This is a genomic window from Enterobacter sp. Crenshaw (assembly GCF_024734705.1).
GTDB lineage: Bacteria > Pseudomonadota > Gammaproteobacteria > Enterobacterales > Enterobacteriaceae > Enterobacter > Enterobacter asburiae_B.
The window spans coordinates 2,746,689-2,770,894 of the sequence record NZ_CP102932.1 but is presented as its reverse complement, the minus strand read 5'-3'; the positions used below and the strand labels follow the sequence as shown (position 1 = coordinate 2,770,894).

Annotated in this window: 24 protein-coding genes; 13 read left to right on the top strand and 11 right to left on the bottom strand. The window is 56.7% G+C overall.

Going from position 1 to position 24,206, the window contains the following annotated elements:
• The first annotated feature begins 90 nt into the window (after positions 1 to 90).
• Positions 91 to 300: a hypothetical protein gene (locus NWV12_RS22125; protein WP_372584218.1), complete on the top strand. Its 210-nt coding sequence runs from the start codon at positions 91 to 93 to the stop codon at positions 298 to 300.
• Positions 288 to 1,847 (top strand): CNNM family cation transport protein YoaE, encoded by a 1,560-nt coding sequence (gene yoaE, locus NWV12_RS13265; RefSeq protein ID WP_033145827.1) that lies wholly within the window; start codon positions 288 to 290, stop codon positions 1,845 to 1,847. The genes NWV12_RS22125 and yoaE overlap by 13 nt, the downstream gene beginning before the upstream one ends.
• A gap of 6 nt (positions 1,848 to 1,853) precedes the next feature.
• On the opposite strand, the gene NWV12_RS13260 is transcribed toward yoaE, so the two are convergent.
• The 4 genes from NWV12_RS13260 to pabB form a co-directional block, all read right to left on the bottom strand.
• Entirely contained in the window at positions 1,854 to 3,452 is a 1,599-nt protein-coding gene (locus NWV12_RS13260; RefSeq protein WP_048979890.1) for a cyclic diguanylate phosphodiesterase, read from the bottom strand.
• 130 nt (positions 3,453 to 3,582) lie between these two features.
• Positions 3,583 to 4,947 (bottom strand): L-serine ammonia-lyase, encoded by a 1,365-nt coding sequence (sdaA, locus tag NWV12_RS13255; protein ID WP_023312197.1) that lies wholly within the window; start codon positions 4,945 to 4,947, stop codon positions 3,583 to 3,585.
• A gap of 184 nt (positions 4,948 to 5,131) precedes the next feature.
• The gene (locus NWV12_RS13250) at positions 5,132 to 5,710 is read right to left on the bottom strand and encodes a CoA pyrophosphatase (RefSeq protein ID WP_023312196.1); all 579 of its coding nucleotides are present in this window, start codon (positions 5,708 to 5,710) and stop codon (positions 5,132 to 5,134) included.
• 6 nt (positions 5,711 to 5,716) lie between these two features.
• The gene (pabB, locus tag NWV12_RS13245; protein WP_048979889.1) at positions 5,717 to 7,042 is read right to left on the bottom strand and encodes an aminodeoxychorismate synthase component 1; all 1,326 of its coding nucleotides are present in this window, start codon (positions 7,040 to 7,042) and stop codon (positions 5,717 to 5,719) included.
• A 61-nt stretch (positions 7,043 to 7,103) separates the two neighbouring features.
• Between pabB and NWV12_RS13240 the strand changes: the two genes are divergently transcribed.
• Entirely contained in the window at positions 7,104 to 7,289 is a 186-nt protein-coding gene (locus NWV12_RS13240) for a YoaH family protein (protein ID WP_048979887.1), read from the top strand.
• Positions 7,290 to 7,295: 6 nt separating this feature from the next.
• Here the strand turns inward: NWV12_RS13240 and NWV12_RS13235 are convergent, their stop codons facing one another.
• Positions 7,296 to 7,640, bottom strand: coding sequence for a RidA family protein (locus tag NWV12_RS13235; RefSeq protein ID WP_023312193.1), 345 nt, complete (start codon positions 7,638 to 7,640; stop codon positions 7,296 to 7,298).
• A 133-nt stretch (positions 7,641 to 7,773) separates the two neighbouring features.
• On the opposite strand from NWV12_RS13235, the gene NWV12_RS13230 reads away from it, so the two are divergent.
• The 5 genes from NWV12_RS13230 to rnd all read left to right on the top strand — a co-directional run bounded on the left by NWV12_RS13230 (position 7,774) and on the right by rnd (position 14,153).
• The gene (locus tag NWV12_RS13230; RefSeq protein WP_039263631.1) at positions 7,774 to 9,684 is read left to right on the top strand and encodes an ATP-dependent DNA helicase; all 1,911 of its coding nucleotides are present in this window, start codon (positions 7,774 to 7,776) and stop codon (positions 9,682 to 9,684) included.
• A 66-nt stretch (positions 9,685 to 9,750) separates the two neighbouring features.
• Positions 9,751 to 10,446: a tRNA (adenosine(37)-N6)-threonylcarbamoyltransferase complex dimerization subunit type 1 TsaB gene (gene tsaB / locus NWV12_RS13225; protein ID WP_048979885.1), complete on the top strand. Its 696-nt coding sequence runs from the start codon at positions 9,751 to 9,753 to the stop codon at positions 10,444 to 10,446.
• A gap of 37 nt (positions 10,447 to 10,483) precedes the next feature.
• Positions 10,484 to 11,065, top strand: a complete 582-nt coding sequence (locus tag NWV12_RS13220) for a Slp family lipoprotein (RefSeq protein WP_032658483.1) — start codon at positions 10,484 to 10,486, stop codon at positions 11,063 to 11,065.
• Positions 11,066 to 11,268: 203 nt separating this feature from the next.
• Positions 11,269 to 12,954, top strand: coding sequence for a long-chain-fatty-acid--CoA ligase FadD (fadD, locus tag NWV12_RS13215; RefSeq protein ID WP_075204798.1), 1,686 nt, complete (start codon positions 11,269 to 11,271; stop codon positions 12,952 to 12,954).
• Positions 12,955 to 13,025: 71 nt separating this feature from the next.
• A complete protein-coding gene (gene rnd, locus NWV12_RS13210) occupies positions 13,026 to 14,153 on the top strand; it encodes a ribonuclease D (RefSeq protein ID WP_087822872.1) in 1,128 nt (375 codons plus the stop codon).
• A 76-nt stretch (positions 14,154 to 14,229) separates the two neighbouring features.
• Here the strand turns inward: rnd and minE are convergent, their stop codons facing one another.
• The 3 genes from minE to minC are packed head-to-tail and all read right to left on the bottom strand — an operon-like array spanning position 14,230 to position 16,046.
• Entirely contained in the window at positions 14,230 to 14,499 is a 270-nt protein-coding gene (minE, locus tag NWV12_RS13205; protein WP_008500504.1) for a cell division topological specificity factor MinE, read from the bottom strand.
• A 3-nt stretch (positions 14,500 to 14,502) separates the two neighbouring features.
• A complete protein-coding gene (gene minD, locus NWV12_RS13200) occupies positions 14,503 to 15,315 on the bottom strand; it encodes a septum site-determining protein MinD (protein ID WP_029742160.1) in 813 nt (270 codons plus the stop codon).
• Positions 15,316 to 15,338: 23 nt separating this feature from the next.
• Positions 15,339 to 16,046 (bottom strand): septum site-determining protein MinC, encoded by a 708-nt coding sequence (gene minC, locus NWV12_RS13195; protein WP_023312186.1) that lies wholly within the window; start codon positions 16,044 to 16,046, stop codon positions 15,339 to 15,341.
• 123 nt (positions 16,047 to 16,169) lie between these two features.
• Here minC and NWV12_RS13190 point away from each other — a divergent pair, with 123 nt between their 5' ends.
• From NWV12_RS13190 to NWV12_RS13180, 3 genes are all read left to right on the top strand, one after another.
• On the top strand, positions 16,170 to 16,445 hold the full coding sequence (locus NWV12_RS13190) for a YcgL domain-containing protein (protein WP_029742143.1): 276 nt from the start codon (positions 16,170 to 16,172) through the stop codon (positions 16,443 to 16,445).
• A 47-nt stretch (positions 16,446 to 16,492) separates the two neighbouring features.
• On the top strand, positions 16,493 to 17,152 hold the full coding sequence (locus NWV12_RS13185) for a fumarylacetoacetate hydrolase family protein (protein ID WP_029742142.1): 660 nt from the start codon (positions 16,493 to 16,495) through the stop codon (positions 17,150 to 17,152).
• A gap of 93 nt (positions 17,153 to 17,245) precedes the next feature.
• Positions 17,246 to 17,686, top strand: coding sequence for a YcgN family cysteine cluster protein (locus tag NWV12_RS13180; RefSeq protein WP_033145818.1), 441 nt, complete (start codon positions 17,246 to 17,248; stop codon positions 17,684 to 17,686).
• A 121-nt stretch (positions 17,687 to 17,807) separates the two neighbouring features.
• On the opposite strand, the gene dsbB is transcribed toward NWV12_RS13180, so the two are convergent.
• On the bottom strand, positions 17,808 to 18,338 hold the full coding sequence (dsbB, locus tag NWV12_RS13175; RefSeq protein ID WP_023312182.1) for a disulfide bond formation protein DsbB: 531 nt from the start codon (positions 18,336 to 18,338) through the stop codon (positions 17,808 to 17,810).
• A 143-nt stretch (positions 18,339 to 18,481) separates the two neighbouring features.
• Positions 18,482 to 20,020, bottom strand: a complete 1,539-nt coding sequence (gene nhaB / locus NWV12_RS13170; protein WP_048979882.1) for a Na(+)/H(+) antiporter NhaB — start codon at positions 20,018 to 20,020, stop codon at positions 18,482 to 18,484.
• Positions 20,021 to 20,220: 200 nt separating this feature from the next.
• Here nhaB and fadR point away from each other — a divergent pair, with 200 nt between their 5' ends.
• Positions 20,221 to 20,940 carry a fatty acid metabolism transcriptional regulator FadR gene (gene fadR / locus NWV12_RS13165; protein WP_023336056.1) on the top strand — a complete coding sequence of 240 codons (720 nt, stop codon included), beginning with the start codon at positions 20,221 to 20,223 and terminating at the stop codon, positions 20,938 to 20,940.
• A gap of 112 nt (positions 20,941 to 21,052) precedes the next feature.
• Here fadR and NWV12_RS13160 read toward each other — a convergent pair whose 3' ends face one another.
• Positions 21,053 to 22,585: a SpoVR family protein gene (locus NWV12_RS13160; protein WP_023293929.1), complete on the bottom strand. Its 1,533-nt coding sequence runs from the start codon at positions 22,583 to 22,585 to the stop codon at positions 21,053 to 21,055.
• A gap of 321 nt (positions 22,586 to 22,906) precedes the next feature.
• Here NWV12_RS13160 and NWV12_RS13155 point away from each other — a divergent pair, with 321 nt between their 5' ends.
• Positions 22,907 to 24,205, top strand: coding sequence for a D-amino acid dehydrogenase (locus NWV12_RS13155; protein ID WP_032658462.1), 1,299 nt, complete (start codon positions 22,907 to 22,909; stop codon positions 24,203 to 24,205).
• The last annotated feature ends 1 nt before the right edge of the window (position 24,206 follow it).

Here is a 24,206-nt window from a genome sequence, read left to right as displayed (position 1 = left end):
GGTTACAGATTTATCTGTAGCGTAAAGCCGCTGTGTTACAGAACTTTGCAAAGGAACGTAAATCTTTGCTAAAAACACAGTGTCTCTGATATGTTTAGCCTCCGTTTAATCGTTCAGGAGTATAGGGTTACAGCCCACTATATGGACCGTCACCGACGTCAGTCATCAACCAGGCCATTTCGCGCCTTATTCACCGGCGATCCTCGCCACGTATCGACTCTGTTTACCTCTGTTTTGCCCACGTTGAGTGGGGCACCGTTTCGTCATTCCTTTAGCAGGAGCTTGTCATGGAATTCTTAATGGACCCGTCAATCTGGGTGGGATTGCTCACGCTGGTGGTGCTGGAGATTGTTCTCGGCATTGATAACCTGGTGTTTATCGCCATCCTTGCGGACAAACTGCCGCCAAAACAGCGTGATAAAGCGCGTCTGATTGGTCTCTCACTGGCGCTGGTTATGCGACTGGGGCTGCTCTCCGTCATCTCCTGGATGGTCACGTTGACCAAACCGCTGTTCTCCGTCATGGATTACACCTTCTCCGGGCGTGATTTAATCATGCTGATCGGGGGGATATTCCTGCTTTTCAAAGCGACGACGGAGCTACACGAGCGGCTGGAAAACCGTCAACACGATGATGGGCACGGTAAAGGCTATGCCAGCTTCTGGGTGGTGGTGCTGCAGATTGTGGTGCTTGATGCGGTCTTCTCGCTGGATGCGGTGATCACGGCGGTCGGCATGGTGAATCATCTGCCGGTAATGATGGCGGCTGTCGTTATTGCGATGGCGGTCATGCTGCTGGCCTCGAAGCCGCTGACGCGCTTCGTCAACCAGCATCCGACGGTGGTCGTGCTGTGTCTGAGCTTCCTGCTGATGATTGGTCTGAGCCTGGTGGCGGAAGGTTTTGGCTTCCATATTCCGAAAGGCTACCTGTACGCCGCGATTGGCTTCTCGATTCTGATCGAGCTGTTCAACCAGATTGCGCGCCGTAACTTTATTAAGCAGCAGTCGAATCAGCCGCTGCGCGCCCGTACCGCAGACGCGATTCTGCGCCTGATGGGCGGTCGTCGTCAGGTGAACGTCCAGTCTGATTCCGAAAACCATAACCCGGTTCCGGTCCCGGAAGGGGCGTTTGTGGAACAAGAGCGCTACATGATTAACGGCGTGCTCTCCCTGGCCTCCCGTTCGCTGCGCGGCATCATGACGCCGCGCGGGGAGATCAGCTGGGTTGATGCAAACCTGAGCGTCGATGAAATTCGCCAGCAGCTGCTCTCTTCTCCGCACAGCCTGTTCCCGGTGTGTCGCGGAGAGCTGGATGAGATCATCGGCGTCGTGCGGGCAAAAGAGATGCTGGTGGCCCTGGAAGAGGGCGTGAACGTGGAAGCCGTTGCTGCCGCGTCGCCTGCGATTGTCGTGCCGGAAACGCTGGATCCTATCAACCTGCTCGGGGTGCTGCGCCGCGCTCGCGGTAGCTTTGTTATCGTCACCAACGAGTTTGGCGTGGTGCAGGGGCTGGTCACGCCGCTGGACGTGCTTGAAGCGATTGCCGGTGAATTCCCGGATGCCGACGAAACGCCTGAGATCGTTGCCGACGGTGAAGGCTGGCTGGTTAAAGGTACCACCGACCTGCACGCGCTCTCGCACACGCTGGGGCTGGAAAACGTGATCAACGATGAAGAAGACATCGCGACCGTTGCCGGTCTGGTGATCGCCGTTAACGGGCAAATCCCGCGCGTCGGCGATGTGATCGAGCTGGCGCCGCTGCACATTACGATCGTTGAAGCCAACGACTATCGCGTTGATATGGTTCGCATTGTTAAAGAACAATCAGCCCACGACGAAGATGAGTAAGCCGGCTTAGCGCAGCGGCATTAAGGGCACGATGTGCCCGTTATGATGCGCTGGCGGGGATGAACTTCCCGCCAGCCACTTCGGAAAATCCCGTAGCGGCATGGGCCGCGCATAGAAAAACCCCTGCAGGACAGGCACGCCATGGCGGCGCAAGTAGCGCGCCTGCTCCTCCGTCTCGACCCCTTCAGCAACCAGTTCGATATTCAGCCGCTGACCCAGCGCAATAATCATATCCGTCACCGTCGAGTTCACGGCGTCGGTACCGATGGCGGTGGTAAACGACTGGTCGATTTTCAGCACGTCCGGGTGAAGCTTTTCAAGCCAGGAGAGGGAGCTGTTCCCGGTACCAAAATCGTCGATGGCGAGCTTCACCCCTTTGCGATGCAGTTCGCGCACGATGCGATAATCCGCATCCAGCAGCGCATCCCGTTCCGTGAGTTCAATCACCAGCTGCTGGCGCGGACCGGCGCTGAACCAGAGGCGGTTCAGGTCCTGTATCAATGCCGCGTGACGAAAATGGCTGGCGGCGACGTTAATACCAATGTGAAAACCGGCGCTGGAAGGGAAGTAGCCTATCTGGCGCACCGTTTCGGCGATGACATAGCGGGTCAGGGGGACAATCTGGTTATGTTCTTCTGCCAGAGGGATAAACACCTCCGGGGTGATCCAACCCTGACGTGGGTTATTCCAGCGCAGCAGGATCTCCACGCCGGTGCACGCCTGGGTACGGGCATTCACCAGCGGCTGGCAGAAAAGCTCAAATTCCCGCGCCGCAATGCCCATATCGATCTCCCACGTAAAGCTCATCCGGTTTGCCGTTGCCAGCCAGGCGAGATAGCCCAGCAGCAGGCTGAGCATGAGTCCAAGCGGCAGCTGGGCTGGCAGGCTTTTTAAGGCTAACTCTCCAGGGCCTGGCCCGCTGACCGTAATGGTAAAAGGATTTCGGGTTGACGATTGCTGGAAAAGAGAGCCCTCTTCATCAAACGTCAGGCTGTCGCTGACGCGTTGTCCATAGCGCAGAAAGCGATCGCCTACGGTCAGCGCCACGTCATTGATGAGCGGGCGCTGGGGCTCGAGGATCATTTTGGCGATCAGATCGATATTGATGATTTCGATAACGCCAGCTTCACCATCCTGTGAGACGGGATACCACTGGATCAATATCGGGCTACCCTTAAGCAGCCACTGGTCGCTCGATAAAATCAGCTTCGCCGTGCTGGCTGGGAGTTCTTTCAGGAAGTCGCGAACGGGCACGTTGCGGCTCCCGAAAATACTTGAGCAATACAGGATACCCTCGTTAATCAGGGCGATGGAGCGTACCGTCTGCAAAATGGCGGCCTGCTTTCGCAGCGCCAGGTGCGCCTGCGGGCAGGGCTGCCCTACCAGGGGCTGCAGCACGCTGCGGCGGTTCTCTAAAGAAAGCAGGACGTTATCAAGGGCGCGTACGGTGTGGCTGGTAAAATCGAGGATCCGCTGTTGGTTAACATTGCGCTGTGAAATGAAGCGAATGCCTAACGTCAGGATGAGCGTGAGGAGCGCAACCGTGACACAGACGATAACGCGTTTTCGGCGATAGTTTTTAATGATCGTTTGTGCAGTTTGCATGAACGGTCGCCTGATAAGCCACCAGCCACAAAAGCCGGACGCAACAGTAAAAGTGTAGTGGGGAAAGCAGAAGGAGACGAGAAAGAAGAGGGAAATTCGCCCATCCGTTGCAGATGGGCGAAAGGCAGTATTAGTCGCACTGCACCTTAATGGCCAGGCCACCGCGGGACGTCTCGCGGTATTTCGCGTTCATGTCCTTGCCGGTTTCGTACATGGTTTCAATCACCTTATCCAGCGATACGCGAGGTTCGCTGGTACGGCGCATCGCCATACGTGAGGCGTTGATGGCTTTCACCGAGGCAATCGCGTTACGCTCGATGCACGGCACCTGCACCTGGCCCGCGACCGGGTCACAGGTCAGACCGAGGTTATGTTCCATACCGATTTCCGCCGCCACGCAAACCTGCTCAGGGCTTGCGCCCAGCAGCTCTGCCAGACCTGCCGCCGCCATGGAGCAGGCAACGCCCACTTCACCCTGACAGCCCACTTCCGCACCGGAGATGGAGGCGTTCATTTTGTACAGCGCACCGATGGCACCTGCCGCAAGGAAATAGCGGATGTAGATGTCCGGCGTCACGGGTTCAATAAAGTGATCGTAATACGCCAGCACTGCCGGAACGATACCGCAGGCGCCGTTGGTTGGCGCCGTCACGACGCGTCCACCTGCGGCGTTCTCTTCGTTAACCGCCAGGGCAAACATGTTTACCCAGTCGACCACGTTCATCGGGTCGTTGGAGAACTTGTCCGTGGTCACCAGCATACGGCGCAGGGCAGAGGCACGACGCGGTACGCGCAGTGGACCCGGCAGAACGCCTTCGGTGTTCATCCCGCGGTCGATACAGGCGCGCATGGTTTGCCAGACGTTCGCAAAATAGTCTTCAATCTCTTTTTTGCTGTGCAGGGCCAGTTCGTTCTGCATCACCATGCCGGACAGTGAAAGACCGGTCTCTTTGCAGTAGCCCAGCATCTCGGTAGCCGATTTGAACGGGTACGGTACGCTGACGTCGCCGACGCTGTCTTTGCCAAAATGCTCTTCATCCACGATGAAGCCACCGCCGATGGAGTAGTACGTTTTGCTGTAAATCTCTTTTTCACCGCTGTAAGCGTGAATGGTCATGCCGTTTTCATGCAGCGGCAGGTTGTCGCTACGGAAACGCATGCCGTCATCCTGCGGGAAATCGACTTCCTGCTGGCCGTTTGCCAGCAGCAGGCGGCCGCGTGTTTCCACGTCGCGGATGAATGCCGGGATGGCATCAATATCTACGGTATCCGGCATATTGCCTGCCAGACCCATAATAATGGCGATATCGGTGTGGTGGCCTTTACCCGTTAATGACAGCGAGCCGTAAACATCCACGGCGACACGGGTAACGCTTTCCAGTAATCCTTTTTCGACCAGATCATCGACGAACTGTTTACCGGCCTTCATCGGGCCAACAGTATGGGAAGACGAAGGGCCAATTCCCACTTTGAACATGTCGAATATACTAATCACTTTCACACTCCTGACAGGGTTACCGGGGTTCCAGTAACGATGTTATAACTGCGCATAGTGTAAGAGGGAACACCGACCTCGGCTTAACTATTCACATGAATTAAACTAATGGTTAACGATGGGTTTTGCTAATAGCGCGACGCGGATCGCAAACCTGCGAAAAAGGGTGGAATGTAAAGTATAGTCAAGGTTTCAGGCCGATTTGCAGCGCCAGTTCGCGAATGATGCCCGCCGTCATGCCCCAGACAAAATAATGCTGATACCAGGACAACCAGACCCGATGGTCATGCCCGCGACGATGGATATCCAGCGGATGATAACGGCTTAGCCGAAGCGCCTCTTCAAGCGGCATTTCAAACACCGCGGACACCTCATCGACGCTGGCGTGATACTGCAGGCCGGGCGGGATAATGCCCACCACCGGCGTGACCTGAAAACCGGTGACGCTGTCGACGGGCGGCAGCACGCCGATAACCTCCACCGCCTCCGGCGGAATGGCCACCTCTTCCTGCGCTTCACGAAGCGCGGCGGCAATCAGCGAGGCGTCGGAGCTGTCTACCGCGCCACCCGGAAAGGCGACCTGACCCGCGTGCTTGCGTAAATGGGGAGAACGCTGGGTGAGCAGCAGGCCCGGCTGCGCGCGACGCACGACCGGGATCAGCACGGCCGCCTGACGCTGGTTCAGCGCTTCGCGGTTGACCTGCGGTCGTAATAGCTGAAAGCGAGATAAAAAATCGTCCAGCGTCAGGTTCTCTTTTTCCACCCGTGATTACTCCAGTTGTTTCAGGATACGGTTAACTTTATCAAAGGTTTCCTGATATTCCGCATCGACCTGGCTATCGGCAACAATGCCGCCTCCGGCCGAGCAGTAAAGGTTTCCGTCGCAGGCCGTCAGCGTGCGAATGGTAATGCTGGTATCCATGGTGCCGCACAGACTGATATAGCCGATGCTGCCGCACCAGGCGTTGCGGCGGTGCGGCTCCAGCTCATCAATGATCTCCATCGCCCGTACCTTTGGCGCGCCGGTGATGGAGCCGCCCGGAAACGCCGCGCGCAGAAGATCGCAGGCGGTGCGAGAGGCAGGGAGACGCGCGGTAATGGTGCTGACCAGATGATGCACCGCCGGGAAAGGCTCGACGATAAACAGTTCCGGCACGCGCACGCTGCCCGGTTCAGCGACGCGGCCAATGTCGTTACGCATCAGATCGACAATCATCAGGTTCTCGGCGCGGTCTTTCGGCGAGGCGGCGAGTTTTTCCGCCTGCTGGCGATCGGCGTCGGGAGCGGCAAGACGCGGCAGAGTGCCTTTAATCGGACGGGTTTGAATCATGCCCTCAGCCAGATGAATAAAGCGCTCGGGTGACAGGCTGAGTATGGCCCCCCGTTCCAGACGGACAAACGCGCTGAACGGGGCCTTATTGCTGGCATTAAGACGGGTAAACGCCTGCCACTCGTCTCCACGGTATGTCGCCTGGAAGCGCTGGGCGAGGTTAACCTGGTAGCAGTCACCGCTTTGCAGATACGCCTGAACGCGCGCGAATTTTTCGGCGTACTCCGCCGCGCTCATATTTGAGCGCCAGCCGGAGGTCAACGTAAACGTCTGTGCCGGTGCAGGCTGTTGCGCCTCAAGCCACGCCAGACGCGCCTGCACGTCATGATGGCTCAGCAGGGAAACCGTTTTTTTCTGGTGATCGACTATTAACGCCCAGTCATACAGCCCCACGGCCATGTCTGGCAGGGAAATATCAGCCTGCGCATGCTCCGGCAGCGTTTCGAAACGGCGACCCAGATCGTAACCAAACAGGCCCAGCGCGCCGCCCTGGAAAGGGAGGTCCGGGTTCGGCGCGGCAGATAAGCCCAGCGCGTTAATGGCTTGCTGCAGCTGCTTCAGGGGATCGTCCGTTAACGACAGGTCATCGGTTGTTAGCGTCTTTAGCGGATCGGCCACCAGAATATCGAAGCGGCTATAGGGATGGTCCGCATGGCCGGAATGCAGCAGCATCGCAAACGGAAGATGGCTCAGGCGGGCAAACCAGAATTCAGCGGCGTCTGCACGCCAGGGCAAGGTAATAACAGTGGGGAAGCGCATGTTCATGTGTGGCATACTACCGGGCAGCGTGAAATAATTAGCGCGAATAATTTAGCAGGAGTTGACGATGTTTGCAGGTTTACCTTCTCTGAGCCATGAACAGCAGCAGAAAGCGGTTGAGCGAATTCAGGAACTGATGTCCCAGGGGATGAGCAGCGGACAGGCGATTACGGTTGTCGCAGAGGAGATTCGCGCCAGTCATTCCGGCGAGCGGATCGTGGCGCGTTTCGAAGATGAAGATCCAGAAGAATAATCGGGCTTACACCGCCGCGATAATCTTAATCTCTACCTTATATTCCGGCTTCATCAGCGTGGCCTGTACGGTGCAGCGTACAGGCGCGTGACCCGCCACCACCCATGCATCCCAGGCTTTGTTCATCGCCGCGAAATCCTCTTTGTTTGCCAGGAAAATCGTCGCATCCAGAATGCGGGATTTGTCGCTGCCCTGTTTTTCCAGCACCGCGTCAATCTGTGCCAGGGTGTTAGCCGTCTGCTCGAACGCATCCGCATCCAGGTTAGCCGGTACGCCGGTGTAGTAGAGCGTCTGGTTATGGATCACCACATCAGACCAGCGGGCTTCGGCATCAATGCGCACAATTGTCATAAACGTTTCCTCGTTATTTTTCGTCGTCAGGCGGCAAGACTGCCATATTGTTCTCGTGTCGTCACTATTTGGGGTGGCACAGGAGAGGATGGGCTGACATAATCCCTGTGCAAAAATACAGTGAGAGAGCACCGTGGCAGACGATTTTTCCCCTGAAGGTCAATTAGCGCAGGCTATTCCCGGCTTCAAGCCCCGTGAGCCTCAGCGCCAGATGGCGCACGCCGTTGCACGCGCCATCGATAAGGCTCAGCCGCTGGTGGTCGAAGCCGGAACCGGTACGGGTAAAACGTATGCTTACCTTGCTCCGGCGCTGCGCGCGAAAAAGAAGGTGATTATTTCCACCGGTTCGAAGGCGCTGCAGGATCAGCTCTACAGTCGCGATTTGCCCACGGTGGCGAAAGCGCTGAAATACAAGGGGCGTCTGGCCCTGCTGAAGGGACGCTCCAACTATCTCTGCCTGGAACGTCTTGAGCAGCAGGCGCTGGCGGGCGGCGACCTGCCGGTACAAACCCTCAGCGACGTTATTATCCTTCGCGCCTGGGCGAACCAGACCGAAGAGGGGGATATCAGCACCTGCGCGAGCGTGCCGGAAGATTCCCCGGCCTGGCCGCTGGTGACCAGTACCAACGACAACTGCCTCGGCAGCGACTGTCCGCTTTATAAAGACTGCTTTGTGGTGAAAGCGCGCAAAACGGCGATGGACGCGGACGTGGTGGTGGTGAACCACCATCTGTTCCTCGCGGATATGGTCGTGAAGGACAGCGGTTTTGGCGAGCTGATCCCGGAGGCGGACGTGATGATCTTCGACGAAGCCCATCAGCTTCCGGACATTGCCAGCCAGTACTTCGGCCAGTCGCTTTCCAGCCGCCAGCTGCAGGATCTGGCGAAAGATTTCACCATCGCTTACCGGACCGAACTCAAAGATACCCAGCAGCTGCAGAAGTGCGCCGACCGTCTGGCGCAAAGCGCGCAGGATTTCCGCTTACAGCTTGGTGAGCCGGGCTATCGCGGTAACCTGCGCGAGCTGCTGGCGGACAAAAACATCCAGCGCGCGCTGTTGCTGCTCGATGATGCCCTCGAACTCTGCTACGACGTGGCAAAACTGTCGCTTGGCCGTTCCGCGCTGCTGGACGCGGCCTTCGAACGCGCCACGCTCTATCGCGGGCGACTCAAACGGCTGAAAGAGATTAACCAGCCGGGGTTCAGCTACTGGTATGAGTGCACCTCGCGGCATTTCACCCTGGCGCTCACGCCGCTGACGGTAGCGGATAAGTTTAAAGAGGTGATGGCGCAAAAACCGGGAAGCTGGATCTTCACCTCGGCAACCCTGTCGGTGAATGACGATCTGCATCACTTCACGGAACGTCTTGGCATTGAGGATGCGGAATCGCTGCTCCTGCCCAGCCCGTTCGATTACGAAAAACAGGCGCTGCTCTGCGTGCCTCGTAATCTGCCGCTGCCGAACCAGCCGGGGGCGGCGCGCCACCTGGCCGCGATGTTAAAACCGATGATCGAGGCCAACAACGGCCGCTGCTTTATGCTCTGTACCTCTCACGCCATGATGCGTGATCTAGCCGAGCAGTTCCGCGCCACCATGACGCTGCCGGTGCTGCTGCAAGGTGAAACCAGTAAAGGCCAGCTGTTACAGCAGTTTGTCAGCGCCGGAAATGCCCTGCTGGTAGCAACCAGCAGCTTCTGGGAAGGGGTGGACGTGCGCGGCGATACGCTCTCGCTGGTAATTATTGATAAGCTGCCGTTTACCTCTCCGGACGACCCGCTGCTGAAGGCGCGCATGGAAGACTGCCGTCTGCGCGGGGGCGATCCGTTTGACGAGGTACAGCTGCCGGACGCGGTGATTACCCTCAAGCAGGGGGTAGGGCGATTGATCCGCGACGTTACCGATCGCGGGGTGCTGGTCATTTGCGATAACCGGCTGGTGATGCGCCCTTACGGGGCGACCTTCCTCGCCAGCCTGCCGCCCGCGCCGCGGACGCGGGACATAAAACGCGCGGTGCGTTTCCTGGCAAACCCAACGGCGGAGTAATTTACCCCGGAGTGTGCTAAGATGCGCGCCATTTTGTGACTGACCCTTGCGAGAGCGCGACGACTGATGCGAATTCTGGCTATTGATACCGCGACAGAGGCTTGCTCTGTCGCTCTGTTGAACGACGGTGCTGTTTCTGCTCATTTCGAAGAGTGCCCACGGGAACACACCCAACGCATTCTGCCCCTGGTAAAAGCCATTTTAACCCAGGGCAACACCTCCTTAACCGACCTCGACGCGCTGGCCTTTGGCCGTGGCCCCGGCAGCTTTACGGGCGTACGTATCGGGATTGGCATTGCGCAGGGGCTGGCGCTGGGCGCCGAACTGCCGATGATCGGCGTCTCTACCCTCGCCACTATGGCGCAGGGCGCATGGCGCATGACCGGGGCAACGCGCGTGCTGGCCGCGATTGATGCCCGCATGGGCGAAGTTTACTGGGCCGAATACACCCGCGACGAGCACGGCGTGTGGCACGGCGAAGAGACGGAAGCCGTGCTCAAGCCGGAAGCGGTCACTGAGCGGCTGCAACAGCTCTCCGGTGAGTGGGCAACCGTCGGCACCGGCTGGCCGGCGTGGCCAGACATGGCAAACGACACCGGGGTGACGCTGGTGGACGGCAACATGCTGCTGCCGGCTGCGGAAGATATGCTTCCGATTGCCTGCCAGCTGCTCGCGGCAGGAAAAACCGTTGCCGTTGAACACGCGGAGCCGGTTTATTTGCGAAACACCGTTGCGTGGAAGAAACTTCCGGGCCGCGAGTGAATCTCAGTAACAGGAACTGAGAAAAAGGAGTCGCATCATGGCGGTTCAGACTAAAGTAGTACGCCTTATTATGGCAGGCGCGGTTGCCATAGCACTGAGCGGATGCGTTTCCGTTCCTGATGCGATTAAGGGCAGCAGCCCGACGCCACAGCAGGATCTGGTTCGGGTGATGAATGCGCCTGAGCTGTACGTCGGCCAGGAAGCGCGCTTTGGCGGTAAGGTCATCGACGTACAAAACCAGCAGGGGAAAACCCGCCTGGAGATCGCGACCGTTCCGCTGGACAGCGGCGCGCGGCCGGTACTGGGTGAGGCCTCTCGCGGGCGTATCTATGCGGACGTCAGCGGTTTCCTCGATCCGGTCGATTTTCGCGGACAGCTGGTGACCGTCGTCGGGCCGATTACCGGCGCCGTGCAGGGCAAAATCGGCAGCACGCCGTATAAATTTATGACTATGCAGGTCAACGGGTATAAACGCTGGCGGCTGGCACAGCAGGTGATCATGCCGCCTCAGCCGATGGATCCGTGGATGTGGGGTCCACATCCTTATCGTTACGGCTACCCGGGCTGGGGCTGGTATAACCCGGGTCCTGCACAGGTTCAGACGATCGTTACTGAGTAACTTACTGTTATTGTTAGAAAAGAGACAGCGGCTCAGCCGCTGTCTCTGTTTTTTTACGGATAAAACGAAAAAAAAGAGTGACGCGCTTCGCAACCTTAAATCTGAACAATTAATAAACTGGTACGCTGAGTTAATATAATGTTAACAAACTGTTTATTATCGGGGTTGTGATGACGACGAACACTCATTTCAGAGGTGATGCATTGAAGAAGGTTTGGCTTAACCGTTATCCCGCAGATGTTCCTGCTGAGATCAATCCTGACCGTTATCAATCCCTGGTGGAATTATTTGAACACTCGGTAAGGCGCTACGCGGACCAGCCCGCATTCGTGAATATGGGCGAGGTCATGACGTTCCGTAAGCTTGAGGAGCGTAGCCGCGCGTTTGCGGCGTATCTGCAGGAAGGGCTGGGGCTGCAAAAAGGGGACCGCGTCGCGCTGATGATGCCGAACCTGCTGCAATACCCGGTGGCGTTGTTCGGTATCCTGCGAGCCGGGATGATTGTCGTCAACGTTAACCCCTTGTATACCCCGCGCGAGCTGGAGCATCAGCTGAACGACAGCGGCGCGGCCGCGATTGTCATTGTGTCCAACTTCGCCCATACGCTGGAAAAAGTGGTCGACAAAACCCAGGTTAAACACGTCATCCTGACGCGCATGGGGGATCAACTCTCGACCGCCAAAGGCACGCTGGTTAACTTTGTCGTTAAATACGTCAAGCGCCTGGTGCCAAAATACCACCTGCCGGACGCCATCTCCTTCCGCCGCGCGCTGCATGCGGGCTACCGTATGCAGTATGTGAAACCCGAAGTGGTGGCGGAAGATCTTGCGTTTCTGCAATACACGGGCGGGACCACCGGCGTCGCCAAAGGGGCCATGCTTACCCACCGCAATATGCTGGCAAACCTTGAACAGGTGAACGCCACCTACGGGCCGCTTCTGCATCCGGGCAAAGAAGTGGTGATCACCGCGCTTCCGCTGTATCACATCTTTGCGCTGACCATGAACTGCCTGCTGTTTATTGAACTGGGTGGTCAGAACATCCTCATCACCAACCCGCGCGATATCCCGGGCCTGGTGAAAGAGCTGGCGAAATACCCGTTCACCGCCATGACGGGGGTGAACACCCTGTTTAACGCGCTGCTTAATAACAAAGAGTTCCAGCAGCTGGATTTCTCCACGCTGCATCTCTCTGCGGGCGGCGGCATGCCGGTTCAACAGGCGGTCGCCGAGCGCTGGGTGAAGCTCACCGGTCAGTATTTGCTGGAAGGCTATGGGCTGACGGAATGTGCTCCGCTGGTCAGCGTGAACCCACACGATATCGACTATCACAGTGGAAGCATTGGTCTGCCGGTTCCTTCCACCGAGGCCAAACTGGTCGATGATAACGATAACGAAGTCGCGCCGGGCGAGCCGGGTGAGCTTTGCGTCAGAGGTCCGCAGGTGATGCTGGGTTACTGGCAGCGTCCCGATGCGACCGACGAAATCATCAAAGACGGCTGGCTGCACACCGGTGATATTGCGGTAATGGATGAAGAGGGCTTCCTGCGCATCGTCGATCGCAAGAAAGACATGATCCTGGTCTCCGGCTTCAACGTCTATCCGAATGAGATCGAAGACGTGGTTATGCAGCACAGCGGCGTACTCGAGGTGGCGGCGGTCGGCGTCCCTTCCGGCAGCAGCGGTGAAGCGGTTAAAATATTTGTGGTCAAGAAAGATCCTTCCCTGACGGAGGAGGCGCTGGTAACGTTTTGCCGTCGTCAGCTGACGGGCTACAAGGTGCCGAAGCTGGTTGAATTCCGCGATGAGCTGCCGAAATCCAACGTCGGAAAGATATTACGACGAGAATTACGTGACGAAGCCCGTGGCAAAGTAGACAATAAGGCCTGAGCTTCACGCTAATCGCCCAGACGCCGGTTAAGCCGGCGTTTTTTATGGGCGCAAACAAAAGAGAACCCGTTTTGAATTACCAGATGATCACGACCAACGACGAGCTGGCTTCGCTGTGCGAAGTGACGCGCGACTTTCCTGCCATTGCCCTGGATACCGAGTTTGTCCGTACCCGGACCTATTATCCGCAGCTGGGTTTGATTCAGATGTACGACGGTAAACACGTGTCGCTGATTGACCCTCTCGGCATTACCGACTGGACGCCGATGCGTAACCTGCTGCTCGATACCGCCGTGACGAAATACCTGCACGCAGGCAGTGAGGATCTGGAAGTCTTTCTGAACACCTTTGGCATCATGCCCCAGCCGCTGATTGACACGCAGATCCTCGCGGCATTCAGCAATCGTCCGCTCTCATGGGGCTTTGCTGCCATGGTGGAGGAGTATACGGGCCTGACGCTGGATAAAAGTGAATCCCGTACCGATTGGCTGGCGCGCCCGCTTACCGAGCGTCAGCTGGAGTATGCGGCGGCAGACGTGTTTTACCTGCTGCCGATTGCCGGACAGCTGATGAAAGAGGCAGAAGCCTCCGGCTGGCTCGCTGCTGCGCTGGACGAATGCCGTATGACCCAGCAGCGTCGTCAGGAAGTGGTTGACCCGAAAGAGGCCTGGCGCGATATCAGCAACGCCTGGCAGCTGCGCACGCGTCAGCTGGCATGCCTGCAGCTGCTGGCAGACTGGCGCTTGCGTAAAGCGCGGGAGCGCGATCTGGCCGTTAACTTTGTGGTTCGCGAAGAGCATCTCTGGGCAGTCGCGCGCTATATGCCTGGCAGCCTGGGCGAGCTGGACAGCATTGGGCTTTCGGGCAGCGAGATCCGCTTCCACGGTAAAACCCTGCTGGCGCTGGTCGCCAAAGCGCAGGAGCTGCCGGAAGATGCGCTGCCGGAACCGCTGCTGAACCTGATGGACATGCCGGGCTATCGCAAAGCGTTTAAGGATATCAAAGCGCTGGTGCAGGCGGTTGCAACGGAAAGCAAGCTGAGTGCGGAACTGCTCGCCTCACGTCGTCAGATTAACCAGCTGCTGAACTGGCACTGGAAGCTGAAGCCGCAGAATGGCGTGCCGGAGATGATGGCGGGATGGCGCGGGGAATTGATGGCCGATCGCCTGAATACGCTGCTGGACGGTTACCCGCGATAAAAAAAATATGCCGGGCGATATACCCGGCATATTTCCCCGGTGGCGCTGCGCTTACCGGGGCGGCGAAAACACAAACCTACGGACGCGACTCTTCCGCTTCCGGGAGCGTAACGTTCAGCTCCAGAATCGAAATATCCCCGTCTTTTTGTTCCAGCTGCACCGTGACCATCTCCGGGTCAATCTGCACATACTTACAGATCACTTCCAGGATGTCCTTACGCAGCTGCGGCAGGTAGTGAGGCTCGGCGTCGCTACGACGACGCTCCGCAACGATAATTTGCAGACGTTCTTTTGCGATGTTGGCGGTGTTCTTTTTCCGCGAGAGAAAAAAGTCCAGTAATGCCATAACTTATCCTCCGAACAGGCGTTTGAGGAAACCTTTCTTCTCTTCTTCAATGAAGCGGAAAGGACGTTCTTCTCCCAGCAGACGGTCAACGGTATCGGCGTAAGCTTTACCTGCATCTGCCAATGTATCAAGGATCACTGGCTCGCCCTGGTTAGAGGCGCGTAACACGGACTGATCTTCCGGGATAACGCCCACCAGCTTAATGCGCAGGATCTCCAGCACGTCTTCCATGCTCAGCATGTCACCTTTGTTCACACGGCCCGGATTGTAGCGGGTGAGCAGCAGGTGTTCTTTAATCGGGTCTTCGCCATTTTCCGCACGACGGGATTTAGAGGCGAGGATGCCCAGAATGCGGTCTGAGTCACGCACGGATGAAACTTCAGGGTTGGTGGTGATGATCGCTTCATCAGCGAAGTAGAGCGCCATCAGGGCACCGGTTTCGATGCCCGCAGGGGAGTCGCAGACAATGAAGTCGAAATCCATTTTTTTCAGATCGTCGAGCACCTTTTCCACGCCCTCACGGGTCAGGGCGTCTTTGTCACGCGTCTGAGAAGCCGGGAGAATGTAGAGGTTCTCGGTGCGCTTGTCTTTGATCATCGCCTGGTTAAGCGTGGCATCGCCCTGAATGACGTTTACGAAGTCATACACGACGCGACGCTCACATCCCATGATGAGGTCGAGGTTACGCAGACCGATATCGAAGTCGATAACGATGGTTTTCTTTCCCTTCTGGGCCAAACCAGTAGCGATGGCCGCGCTGGAGGTGGTCTTGCCAACGCCTCCTTTACCCGAAGTAACAACAATAATGCGTGCCATAGAAATTCCTTGTTAAAAAGGGATCAATTCAACGGTTGAACGGTCAACGCGTCGTCTGCCAGAAGCAGGCGAGCCGCTTTGCCATAAAATTCGGCTGGGATCTTGTCGCTCAGCCAATATTCACCTGCGATGGACACCAGTTCCGCCGTCAGGTGAGTACAAAATATTTGCGCATCTCGATCGCCACTTGCACCTGCGAGCGCACGTCCACGCATCATACCGTATACGTGAATATTGCCATCTGCAATCAGCTCAGCGCCAGCACTGACGTGGCTTGTAACAATCAGATCACAGTTTGGTGCATAAATGCGCTGACCGGAACGAACCGGCACATCAATCATTCGCGTTTTTGTGACGGTAGTAACGTTTTGCACCGCAGGAGGGGGCGTTTGCACGGCAACGGGTGCCGCTCGCGAGGCTTTTTCTTTGCCCTCATTCAGAAGGGGCAGCCCCGCACGCTCAATTTCCGCTTTCAGCTCAGTATCTTTGCAGCCGCTGATGCCCACGATACGCAGTCCGGTCGAGGAGACGGCCTGCTGGAGAAGCTTCCAGTTAACCGGAGCCTCAAGACCGCTGACGTTGATAACAACAGGGGCGTGCTTCAGAAAGGCGGGAGCCTGGGCGATTTTGTCTTCTAACGCCTGACGAATAACCTCGGGTTTTGCATCATGCAAATGTACCACTGATAAGGTGAAGCTACTGCCTTTAAGCTCGATGGGCGTGTTTGACATCCTGGCCTTACTCAATTTGCTATTAACCGCAACCACTCGCTGCGATATTCCGAAGAGTATCAGGCATGTTATAGTCAGGAGTATATTGAGGCAAGCAACCACCCATTAATTCAGAGTAAAAACATGTTTTGTGTGATCTACAGAAGTACAAGCCGTGACCAGACCTATCTCTATGTCGAAAAGAAAGACGATTTTTCACGCGTGCCTGAAGAATTAATGAAGAACTTTGGCCGACCACAGCTGGCGATGCTGCTGCCGCTCGATGGTCGTAAGAAACTGATTAATGCCGATCTGGATAAAGTGAAAACGGCCTTAGCCGAGCAAGGCTATTATTTACAGCTTCCACCGCCACCCGAGAATTTATTAAAACAGCATCTTGAGGCGAACGGTAAAAAATAGTCTCAACTGTTTTTGGGCACAACACATCAACCGTTTAGGGGTCGACCATGTATCAACATCATAACTGGCAAGGTGCATTACTGGATTATCCCGTCAGCAAAGTGGTTTGCGTGGGCAGCAACTACGCAAAACATATTCAGGAGATGGGCAGCGCGACGCCAGAAGAACCGGTCCTGTTTATTAAGCCTGAAACGGCGCTGTGCGATATCCGACAGCCGCTGGCGCTGCCGCAGGGGCTGGGCTCGGTGCATCACGAAGTTGAACTTGCCGTGCTGATCGGCGCGACGCTGCGCCAGGCCTCAGAAGAACATGTTAAAAAAGCGATTGCCGGATACGGCGTGGCGCTGGATCTGACCCTGCGTGACGTTCAAGGCAAAATGAAGAAAGCAGGGCAGCCGTGGGAAAAAGCCAAAGGGTTTGATAATTCCTGCCCGATTTCGGCGTTTGTGCCGGTGAGCGAATTTACCGGCGATCCGCAGGACACGCCGCTCAGCCTCAAGGTTAACGGTGAGATCCGCCAGCAGGGCACCACGGCAGACATGATCCATAAGATTGTGCCGCTGATCGCCTACATGAGCCGCTTCTTTACCCTGAAGCCGGGCGATGTGATCCTGACCGGAACCCCAGAAGGCGTTGGCCCGCTACTCAGCGGTGACGAGCTTGAGGTCGGTTTCAACGGCCTGTCGCTGAAAACCCGCGTGCTGTAACCCCATCTTGCCGCCTGAAGAGGGCGGCAAAACTTGCAACAACGTGCCAGACTCGTTATAAGGTGCGCTTTCTTTTGACGTGTGGACATCCTGATGAACGACATCCCTTTCTGGCAAAGCAAAACTCTCGACGACATGACTGACGCGGAATGGGAATCATTGTGCGACGGCTGCGGGCAGTGCTGCCTGCACAAGCTGATGGATGAAGATACGGACGAAATCTACTTCACCAACGTTGCCTGCAAGCAGTTAAACATTAAAACCTGCCAGTGCCGCAACTATGAGCGCCGGTTTGAATTTGAGCCTGACTGCATCAAGTTAACCCGGGATAATCTGCCGACGTTTGAATGGCTGCCGCATACCTGCGCGTATCGCCTGCTGGCGGAAGGGAAAGGTCTGCCTGACTGGCATCCGCTGTTAACCGGTTCAAAAGCGGCGATGCACGGTGAACGTATCTCTGTGCGCCACATTGCGGTGAAAGAGTCCGAGGTGCAGGACTGGGAAGATCACATCATGAACCACCCGACGCGTTGAGATTAAAAAACCCGCCGAGGCGGGTTTTTTTGTGCTTGTGCGGCCTGATGCCCTCACCCCAACCCTCGTCCACGGGAGAGGGCGCAAACGCAAAACGGCAACCTTGGTTGCCGTTTTGCGTTTACCTTCCGAACAAATCGCGTTTCTTCGGTTTGAAAGGCTGGGCAATCAGCACCAGCAGCGCCACGACGAAGTAGGCGGCAAAAATGCCCACCAGCCACTGCGGCATCTCCAGCGTCAGGAATTCCCACTGGCGAACGGAGCAGTCACCGGATGCGACAAACACCTGCGGCAGCCATTTGTCCAGCGGCAGCCAGCTCGGGAAGCGGGCGGCAAAATCACAGGTCATAAACGGTGACGGATGCAATTGCATCATGGTGTGCTGCCAGGAGAGTTCAATTCCTTTCCAGGCGCTGTAGATCCAGATGGCAATACCGGCATAGCGAAGCGGCGATTTTGGGGCAATCGCACCCACCAGGCCCGCACCCATAATGCCGAACAGCGCGCTGCGTTCGTAAATACACAGTACGCAAGGTTTCAGTCCCATTACATGCTGGAACCACAGCGCGACCATTTCCAGCGCAAAGGCGGTCAGGGCCATTAACAACCACGCTCCGCGACCGCGGGAGCACTGGTTTAAAAATCTCAACATAATCATTTCCCTGGAACATGCTTAGAAAGCGCAGTGTAAACGAATTCGTTTTTCGCGCCACCTGTACCTGGCGAAATAAAACGTAATTGGATGTTTATCGTGCGAAAAGGCAAACGGGCAGCGAACTGCCCGAGATGCATAGTTTACTGCGCCGCAAGTATACCCGCTTGTACCAGCCATTGCGTACAGGGAATGAGGGTAATTTTGACGCAAAGCAATCCGACGATCGTGAGCACCAGCGTATAGGGCAGCGCCATCCATACCATCCTGCCATAAGAAAGACGTATGAGCGGCGCGAGGGCGGAGGTCAGCAGGAACAGGAAGGCGGCCTGGCCATTTGGCGTCGCTACCGACGGCAGGTTGGTACCGGTGTTGATCGCCACGGCCAGCAGCTCAAACTGTCCGGCGCTGATAACGCCTTGCTCCATGGCCGCTTTGGCCTCGTTGATGTAGACCGTCCCGACGAAGACGTTATCTGAGATCGACGAGAGCAGGCCGTTAAACAGGTAAAACAGCGAGAGCTGAGCATCCGGTGATGCCTGTAATACAAAGGCAATAATCGGCGCGAACAGGTGCTGGTCGATAATCACCGCCACGACGGCAAAGAACACCGCCAGCAGTGCGGTAAACGGCAGGGCTTCGGTAAACGCCTTGCCGATGGCATGTTCGTCCGTCACGCCGGTAAAGGTGGTGGCGAGAATAATGACTGACAGGCCAATCAGCCCCACTTCGGCAAGATGGAACGCCAGCGCCGCGATAAGCCAGACGCCGATGATCCCCTGAGCAATCAGTCGTAGCGTCTCCTGGCGCGTCCGCTGGCTTCGGTTCTGCACATCGAATTTATGCAGCTCCTGACGAACCGGCTCCGGGAGCTGCGCCCCGTAGCCGAAGAGGCGAAACTTCTCCACCAGCAGACAGGTCGCCAGCCCGCAGATCAGCACCGGTACGCTCACCGGGGCCATTCTCAGGAAGAAATCACCGAAGTGCCAGCCCGCCGCTTTGGCAATGATCAGGTTTTGCGGCTCGCCCACCATGGTCATCACGCCGCCCAGGGCGGTACCGACGCCGGCATGCATCATCAGGCTGCGCAGAAACGCGCGGAACTGTTCCAGCACGTCACGGTTATGCGCCTCGACGTGGCTGTCATCCTGCAGGTCCTCATTTGGGCGAGAGGAGGCCACGCGGTGATAAATTCCGTAAAACCCAACCGCGACGCTGATCACCACCGCGACGACCGTCAGCGCATCAAGGAAGGCCGACAGGAAGGCGGCGGCAAGGCAAAACGCCAGCGAGAGGAACATTTTCGACGGAATGCTGAGCAGCAGGCGCGTGAAGATGAACAGCAGCAGCTGTTTCATAAAGTAGATACCCGCCACCATAAAGATCAGCAGCAGAAGCACTTCGAGATTAGACGCCAGCTCTGCTTTGACATGCCCGGCGCTGGTCATACCGATGACGACGGCTTCAAACGCCAGCAATCCGCCCGGCAGAAGGGGATAACATTTCAGCGCCATGGCCAGGGTGAAGATAAACTCCGCCACCAGCAGCCAGCCGGCGATAAAGGGATTCACGCTAAAAATGATGGGATTAACGACCAGGAAAACCAGCAGTATCAGCTTATACCAGTCAGGAGACTGACCTAAAAAATTGCGCCATAGCGCGCGCCCAAAAGAAATTTCCACAACAGACGTCCTTCCCGTCAAGTAAGACAAAACATCAGTATACGCAAAAATCGCGGCCTGGAGGCGGATAAGGCTGCATTGTAAATTTCACAAAAATGAAACGGCGATCCCTCTTTTCTCTCTTTGCCGCGCTACCTGCCACTGCGTGCCTCTGGTATGATGAGTCCAATTTGCTAAAGCTGTGTAATGGAAATCTCACTATGGTCATTAAGGCGCAGAGCCCGGCGGGTTTCGCGGAAGAGTACATCATTGAAAGCATCTGGAATAATCGTTTCCCTGCGGGGTCCATTCTTCCGGCTGAACGCGAACTCTCTGAACTGATTGGCGTCACTCGCACCACGCTGCGTGAAGTGCTTCAGCGGCTGGCGCGCGATGGCTGGTTGACGATCCAGCACGGTAAGCCTACGAAAGTGAACAACTTCTGGGAAACGTCCGGGCTGAACATTCTTGAAACGCTGGCGCGTCTTGACCATGAAAGCGTGCCGCAGCTCATTGATAATCTGCTCTCCGTTCGCACCAACATCGCGACGATCTTTATTCGTACCGCTTTCCGTCAGCATCCGGAAGACGCCCTTGCGGTGCTGGCCAGCGCGAACGAGGTGGAAGATCACGCCGATGCTTTTGCCACCCTCGATTACAACGTGTTCCGCGGCCTGGCGTTTGCCTCCGGCAACCCGGTGTATGGCCTGATCCTCAACGGTATGAAAGGGCTTTACACCCGCATTGGCCGCCACTACTTTGCCAATCCGGAAGCGCGTAGCCTGGCGCTGGGCTTCTACCACAAGCTGAGCAAGCTCTGTACCGAAGGTCTGCACGATCAGGTTTATGAGACGGTGCGCCGCTACGGTCACGATTCCGGTGAAATCTGGCACCGTATGCAGAAAACGCTGCCGGGTGATTTAGCGATTCAGACCCGCTAAAAGAAAAAACCTCTCATACGAGAGGTTTTTTTTCGCCCGGTGGCGCTTCGCTTACCGGGCCTACAAAACCCGTAGGCCGGGTAAGGCATAGCCGCCACCCGGCAAAAAAACACTACAGCGTATTCAACCGCGCCGGGCAACGTTCCAGCAGCTCGACGCTCCCGTCTTCATTCTGCTGCTCCAGCTGCACGTCAAAGCCCCACAGGCGATGAACGTGCTTCAGCACCTCTTTGCGCCCTTTATCCAGCGGCGCGCGATTGTGGGGGATATAGCGCAGCGTCAGAGAGCGGTCGCCGCGCAAATCGACGTTCCATACCTGAATATTCGGCTCAAGGTTGCTCAGGTTGTACTGGGAAGAGAGGCGAGAGCGGATCTCACGGTATCCCTCTTCGTTGTGGATTGCGGAGATCTCCAGATAGTTGTTGCGGTCGTCGTCCAGCACGGTGAAGAAGCGGAAATCACGCATGATCTTCGGCGACATAAACTGGCTGATGAAGCTCTCATCCTTAAAGTCGCGCATCGCAAAGTGCAGCGTTTCCAGCCAGTCAGAACCGGCGATATCCGGGAACCAGTACTTGTCTTCTTCCGTCGGCGACTGGCAGATGCGCTTGATGTCCTGGAACATGGCGAAGCCAAGCGCATACGGGTTAATCCCACTGTACCACGGGCTGTTGTAGGGCGGCTGGAACACCACGTTGGTATGGCTGTGGAGGAATTCCATCATGAACCGCTCGGTCACTTTTCCCTCGTCGTACAGATGGTTAAGAATGGTGTAGTGCCAGAAGGTCGCCCAGCCTTCGTTCATCACCTGCGTCTGCTTTTGCGGATAAAAATACTGGCTCACCTTGCGCACGATGCGCAGGATCTCACGCTGCCACGGCTCCAGCAGCGGGGCGTTCTTCTCCATAAAATAGAGCAGGTTTTCCTGCGGCTCGGACGGATAGCGACGCGCTTCGGCGATCGTTTTTTCCTCCTCACGCTTCGGCAGGGTTCGCCACAGCATGTTCACCTGGCTTTGCAGGTACTCTTCGCGGCTCTTCTGCCGGGCTTTCTCCTCCTGCAGGGAGATTTTCTGCGGACGTTTGTAGCGGTCCACGCCGTAGTTCATCAGCGCGTGGCAGGAGTCGAGCAGTTTTTCCACTTCGTCCACGCCGTAGCGCTCTTCGCAGTCGGTAATGTATTTACGGGCGAAGATCAGGTAATCGACGATGGAGCTGGCGTCCGTCCAGCTGCGGAACAGGTAGTTATTCTTGAAAAAGGAGTTGTGCCCGTAGCAGGCGTGCGCCATCACCAGCGCCTGCATGGTAATGGTGTTCTCTTCCATTAAATAGGCAATACACGGATTGGAGTTAATCACAATCTCATACGCCAGCCCCTGCTGGCCGTGCTTATATAGCCGCTCCGTTTCAATAAATTTTTTGCCAAACGACCAGTGCGGATAGTTAATCGGCATCCCGACGCTGGAGTAGGCGTCCATCATCTGTTCGGACGTAATGACTTCAATCTGATGGGGATAGGTATCCAGACGATACAGCTTTGCGACCCGGTCGATTTCGGCGAGGTAAACATCCAGCAGCTCGAAGGTCCAGTCGGGTCCATCGCTCAGACGTGTGTTGTCCTTGTTCAGGGAATCAATAGTAGCCATTAGCGCGCCCTCGTTGTGGGTGCTCTCTCTGTCTGGAGAGCCTCCTTTCAAGCATAGATCAACGTGTTAAAAAGCGTGCTGGGGCAGAAATTTTTTCTTTGCGATTTCGCGTTTTTGATACGGCAAAAAAACGGTATGCCTCAGCATATTATGCTGGTTAAAAATAACGCGCAGCAGGAGATCCCAAATTAGCACTATCCCCTGATGCTGGGGGATGTGTGAGGTAAGTCACCATAAAAAAGTCGTATGTTGAATAATATTTTCAACTAGGTTATCAATCTGTAATTAGAAGATTGTTCTTTTGCACATAATGGAGTGGCTATGCGTGTTGTCATACTGGGAAGTGGTGTCGTTGGGGTAACCAGCGCCTGGTATTTAAGTCAGGCGGGACATGACGTAACCGTTATCGATCGTGAATCCGGTCCCGCGCTTGAAACCAGCGCGGCGAACGCCGGGCAAATCTCTCCGGGGTATGCGGCGCCGTGGGCTGCGCCGGGCGTTCCGCTGAAAGCGATTAAATGGATGTTCCAGCGCCATGCGCCGCTGGCCATTAGCCTTGACGGCACGCAGTTCCAGCTGAAGTGGATGTGGCAGATGCTGCGCAACTGCGACACCCGCCACTACATGGAGAACAAAGGGCGTATGGTGCGCCTGGCGGAATACAGCCGCGACTGTCTGAAAGCGCTGCGCGCGTCGACGGGGATTGAGTACGAAGGCCGCCAGGGCGGGACGCTGCAGCTGTTCCGCACCGAGCAACAGTACGAGAATGCCACCCGCGATATCGCCGTGCTGGAAGATGCCGGCGTACCGTACCAGCTGCTGGAAGCCAGCCAGCTTGGTCAGGTTGAACCGGCGCTGGCGGAAGTGGCGCATAAGCTTACGGGCGGCCTGCGCCTGCCGAATGACGAAACCGGCGACTGCCAGCTCTTTACGCAACGTCTGGCGCAAATGTGCGAGCAGGCGGGGGTGAAGTTCCGCTTCAACACCTCCGTCGACAAGCTGCTGTCGGAAGGGGAAAAAATTTACGGCGTGAAGTGCGGCGACGAGGTGATCAAAGCCGATGCCTACGTGATGGCGTTTGGTTCGTACTCCACCGCCATGCTGAAAGGCATTCTCGACATTCCGGTTTATCCGCTGAAGGGCTACTCGCTGACCATCCCGGTGAAAGAAGAGAGCGGCGCCCCGGTGTCGACCATTCTGGACGAAACCTACAAAATCGCCATTACCCGCTTCGACAACCGCATTCGCGTGGGCGGCATGGCGGAGATTGTCGGCTTCAACACCGAACTGCTGCAGCCGCGTCGTGAAACGCTGGAGATGGTCGTGGGCGATCTCTTCCCGCGCGGCGGTTTTGTTGAGCAGGCGACGTTCTGGACCGGCCTGCGTCCGATGACCCCGGACGGCACGCCGATCGTAGGCCGCACGCCGTTCAAAAACCTGTGGACCAATACCGGACACGGCACGCTCGGCTGGACGATGGCCTGCGGATCGGGCCAGCTGCTGAGCGACCTGATTTCCGGGCGCACGCCGGCAATTCCGTTTGACGATTTAAGCGCCGCGCGCTATCAATCGGGGTTTACGCCTTCGCGTCCACAGCACCTGCACGGCGCGCATAGCTAAG

What these genes read in the sequence shown, in the direction of transcription:
- fadR (WP_023336056.1), top strand. Translation starts at nt 20,221, where the DNA reads ATGGTCATTAAGGCGCAGAGCCCGGCGGGTTTCGCGGAAGAGTACATC.
- NWV12_RS13185 (WP_029742142.1), top strand. Translation starts at nt 16,493, where the DNA reads ATGTATCAACATCATAACTGGCAAGGTGCATTACTGGATTATCCCGTC.
- NWV12_RS13220 (WP_032658483.1), top strand. Translation starts at nt 10,484, where the DNA reads ATGGCGGTTCAGACTAAAGTAGTACGCCTTATTATGGCAGGCGCGGTT.
- dsbB (WP_023312182.1), bottom strand. Translation starts at nt 18,338, where the DNA reads ATGTTGAGATTTTTAAACCAGTGCTCCCGCGGTCGCGGAGCGTGGTTG.
- minC (WP_023312186.1), bottom strand. Translation starts at nt 16,046, where the DNA reads ATGTCAAACACGCCCATCGAGCTTAAAGGCAGTAGCTTCACCTTATCA.
- NWV12_RS13190 (WP_029742143.1), top strand. Translation starts at nt 16,170, where the DNA reads ATGTTTTGTGTGATCTACAGAAGTACAAGCCGTGACCAGACCTATCTC.
- NWV12_RS13260 (WP_048979890.1), bottom strand. Translation starts at nt 3,452, where the DNA reads ATGCAAACTGCACAAACGATCATTAAAAACTATCGCCGAAAACGCGTT.
- yoaE (WP_033145827.1), top strand. Translation starts at nt 288, where the DNA reads ATGGAATTCTTAATGGACCCGTCAATCTGGGTGGGATTGCTCACGCTG.
- NWV12_RS13180 (WP_033145818.1), top strand. Translation starts at nt 17,246, where the DNA reads ATGAACGACATCCCTTTCTGGCAAAGCAAAACTCTCGACGACATGACT.
- NWV12_RS22125 (WP_372584218.1), top strand. Translation starts at nt 91, where the DNA reads ATGTTTAGCCTCCGTTTAATCGTTCAGGAGTATAGGGTTACAGCCCAC.
- pabB (WP_048979889.1), bottom strand. Translation starts at nt 7,042, where the DNA reads ATGAACATGCGCTTCCCCACTGTTATTACCTTGCCCTGGCGTGCAGAC.
- minE (WP_008500504.1), bottom strand. Translation starts at nt 14,499, where the DNA reads ATGGCATTACTGGACTTTTTTCTCTCGCGGAAAAAGAACACCGCCAAC.
- NWV12_RS13235 (WP_023312193.1), bottom strand. Translation starts at nt 7,640, where the DNA reads ATGACAATTGTGCGCATTGATGCCGAAGCCCGCTGGTCTGATGTGGTG.
- tsaB (WP_048979885.1), top strand. Translation starts at nt 9,751, where the DNA reads ATGCGAATTCTGGCTATTGATACCGCGACAGAGGCTTGCTCTGTCGCT.
- NWV12_RS13160 (WP_023293929.1), bottom strand. Translation starts at nt 22,585, where the DNA reads ATGGCTACTATTGATTCCCTGAACAAGGACAACACACGTCTGAGCGAT.
- NWV12_RS13155 (WP_032658462.1), top strand. Translation starts at nt 22,907, where the DNA reads ATGCGTGTTGTCATACTGGGAAGTGGTGTCGTTGGGGTAACCAGCGCC.
- minD (WP_029742160.1), bottom strand. Translation starts at nt 15,315, where the DNA reads ATGGCACGCATTATTGTTGTTACTTCGGGTAAAGGAGGCGTTGGCAAG.
- NWV12_RS13240 (WP_048979887.1), top strand. Translation starts at nt 7,104, where the DNA reads ATGTTTGCAGGTTTACCTTCTCTGAGCCATGAACAGCAGCAGAAAGCG.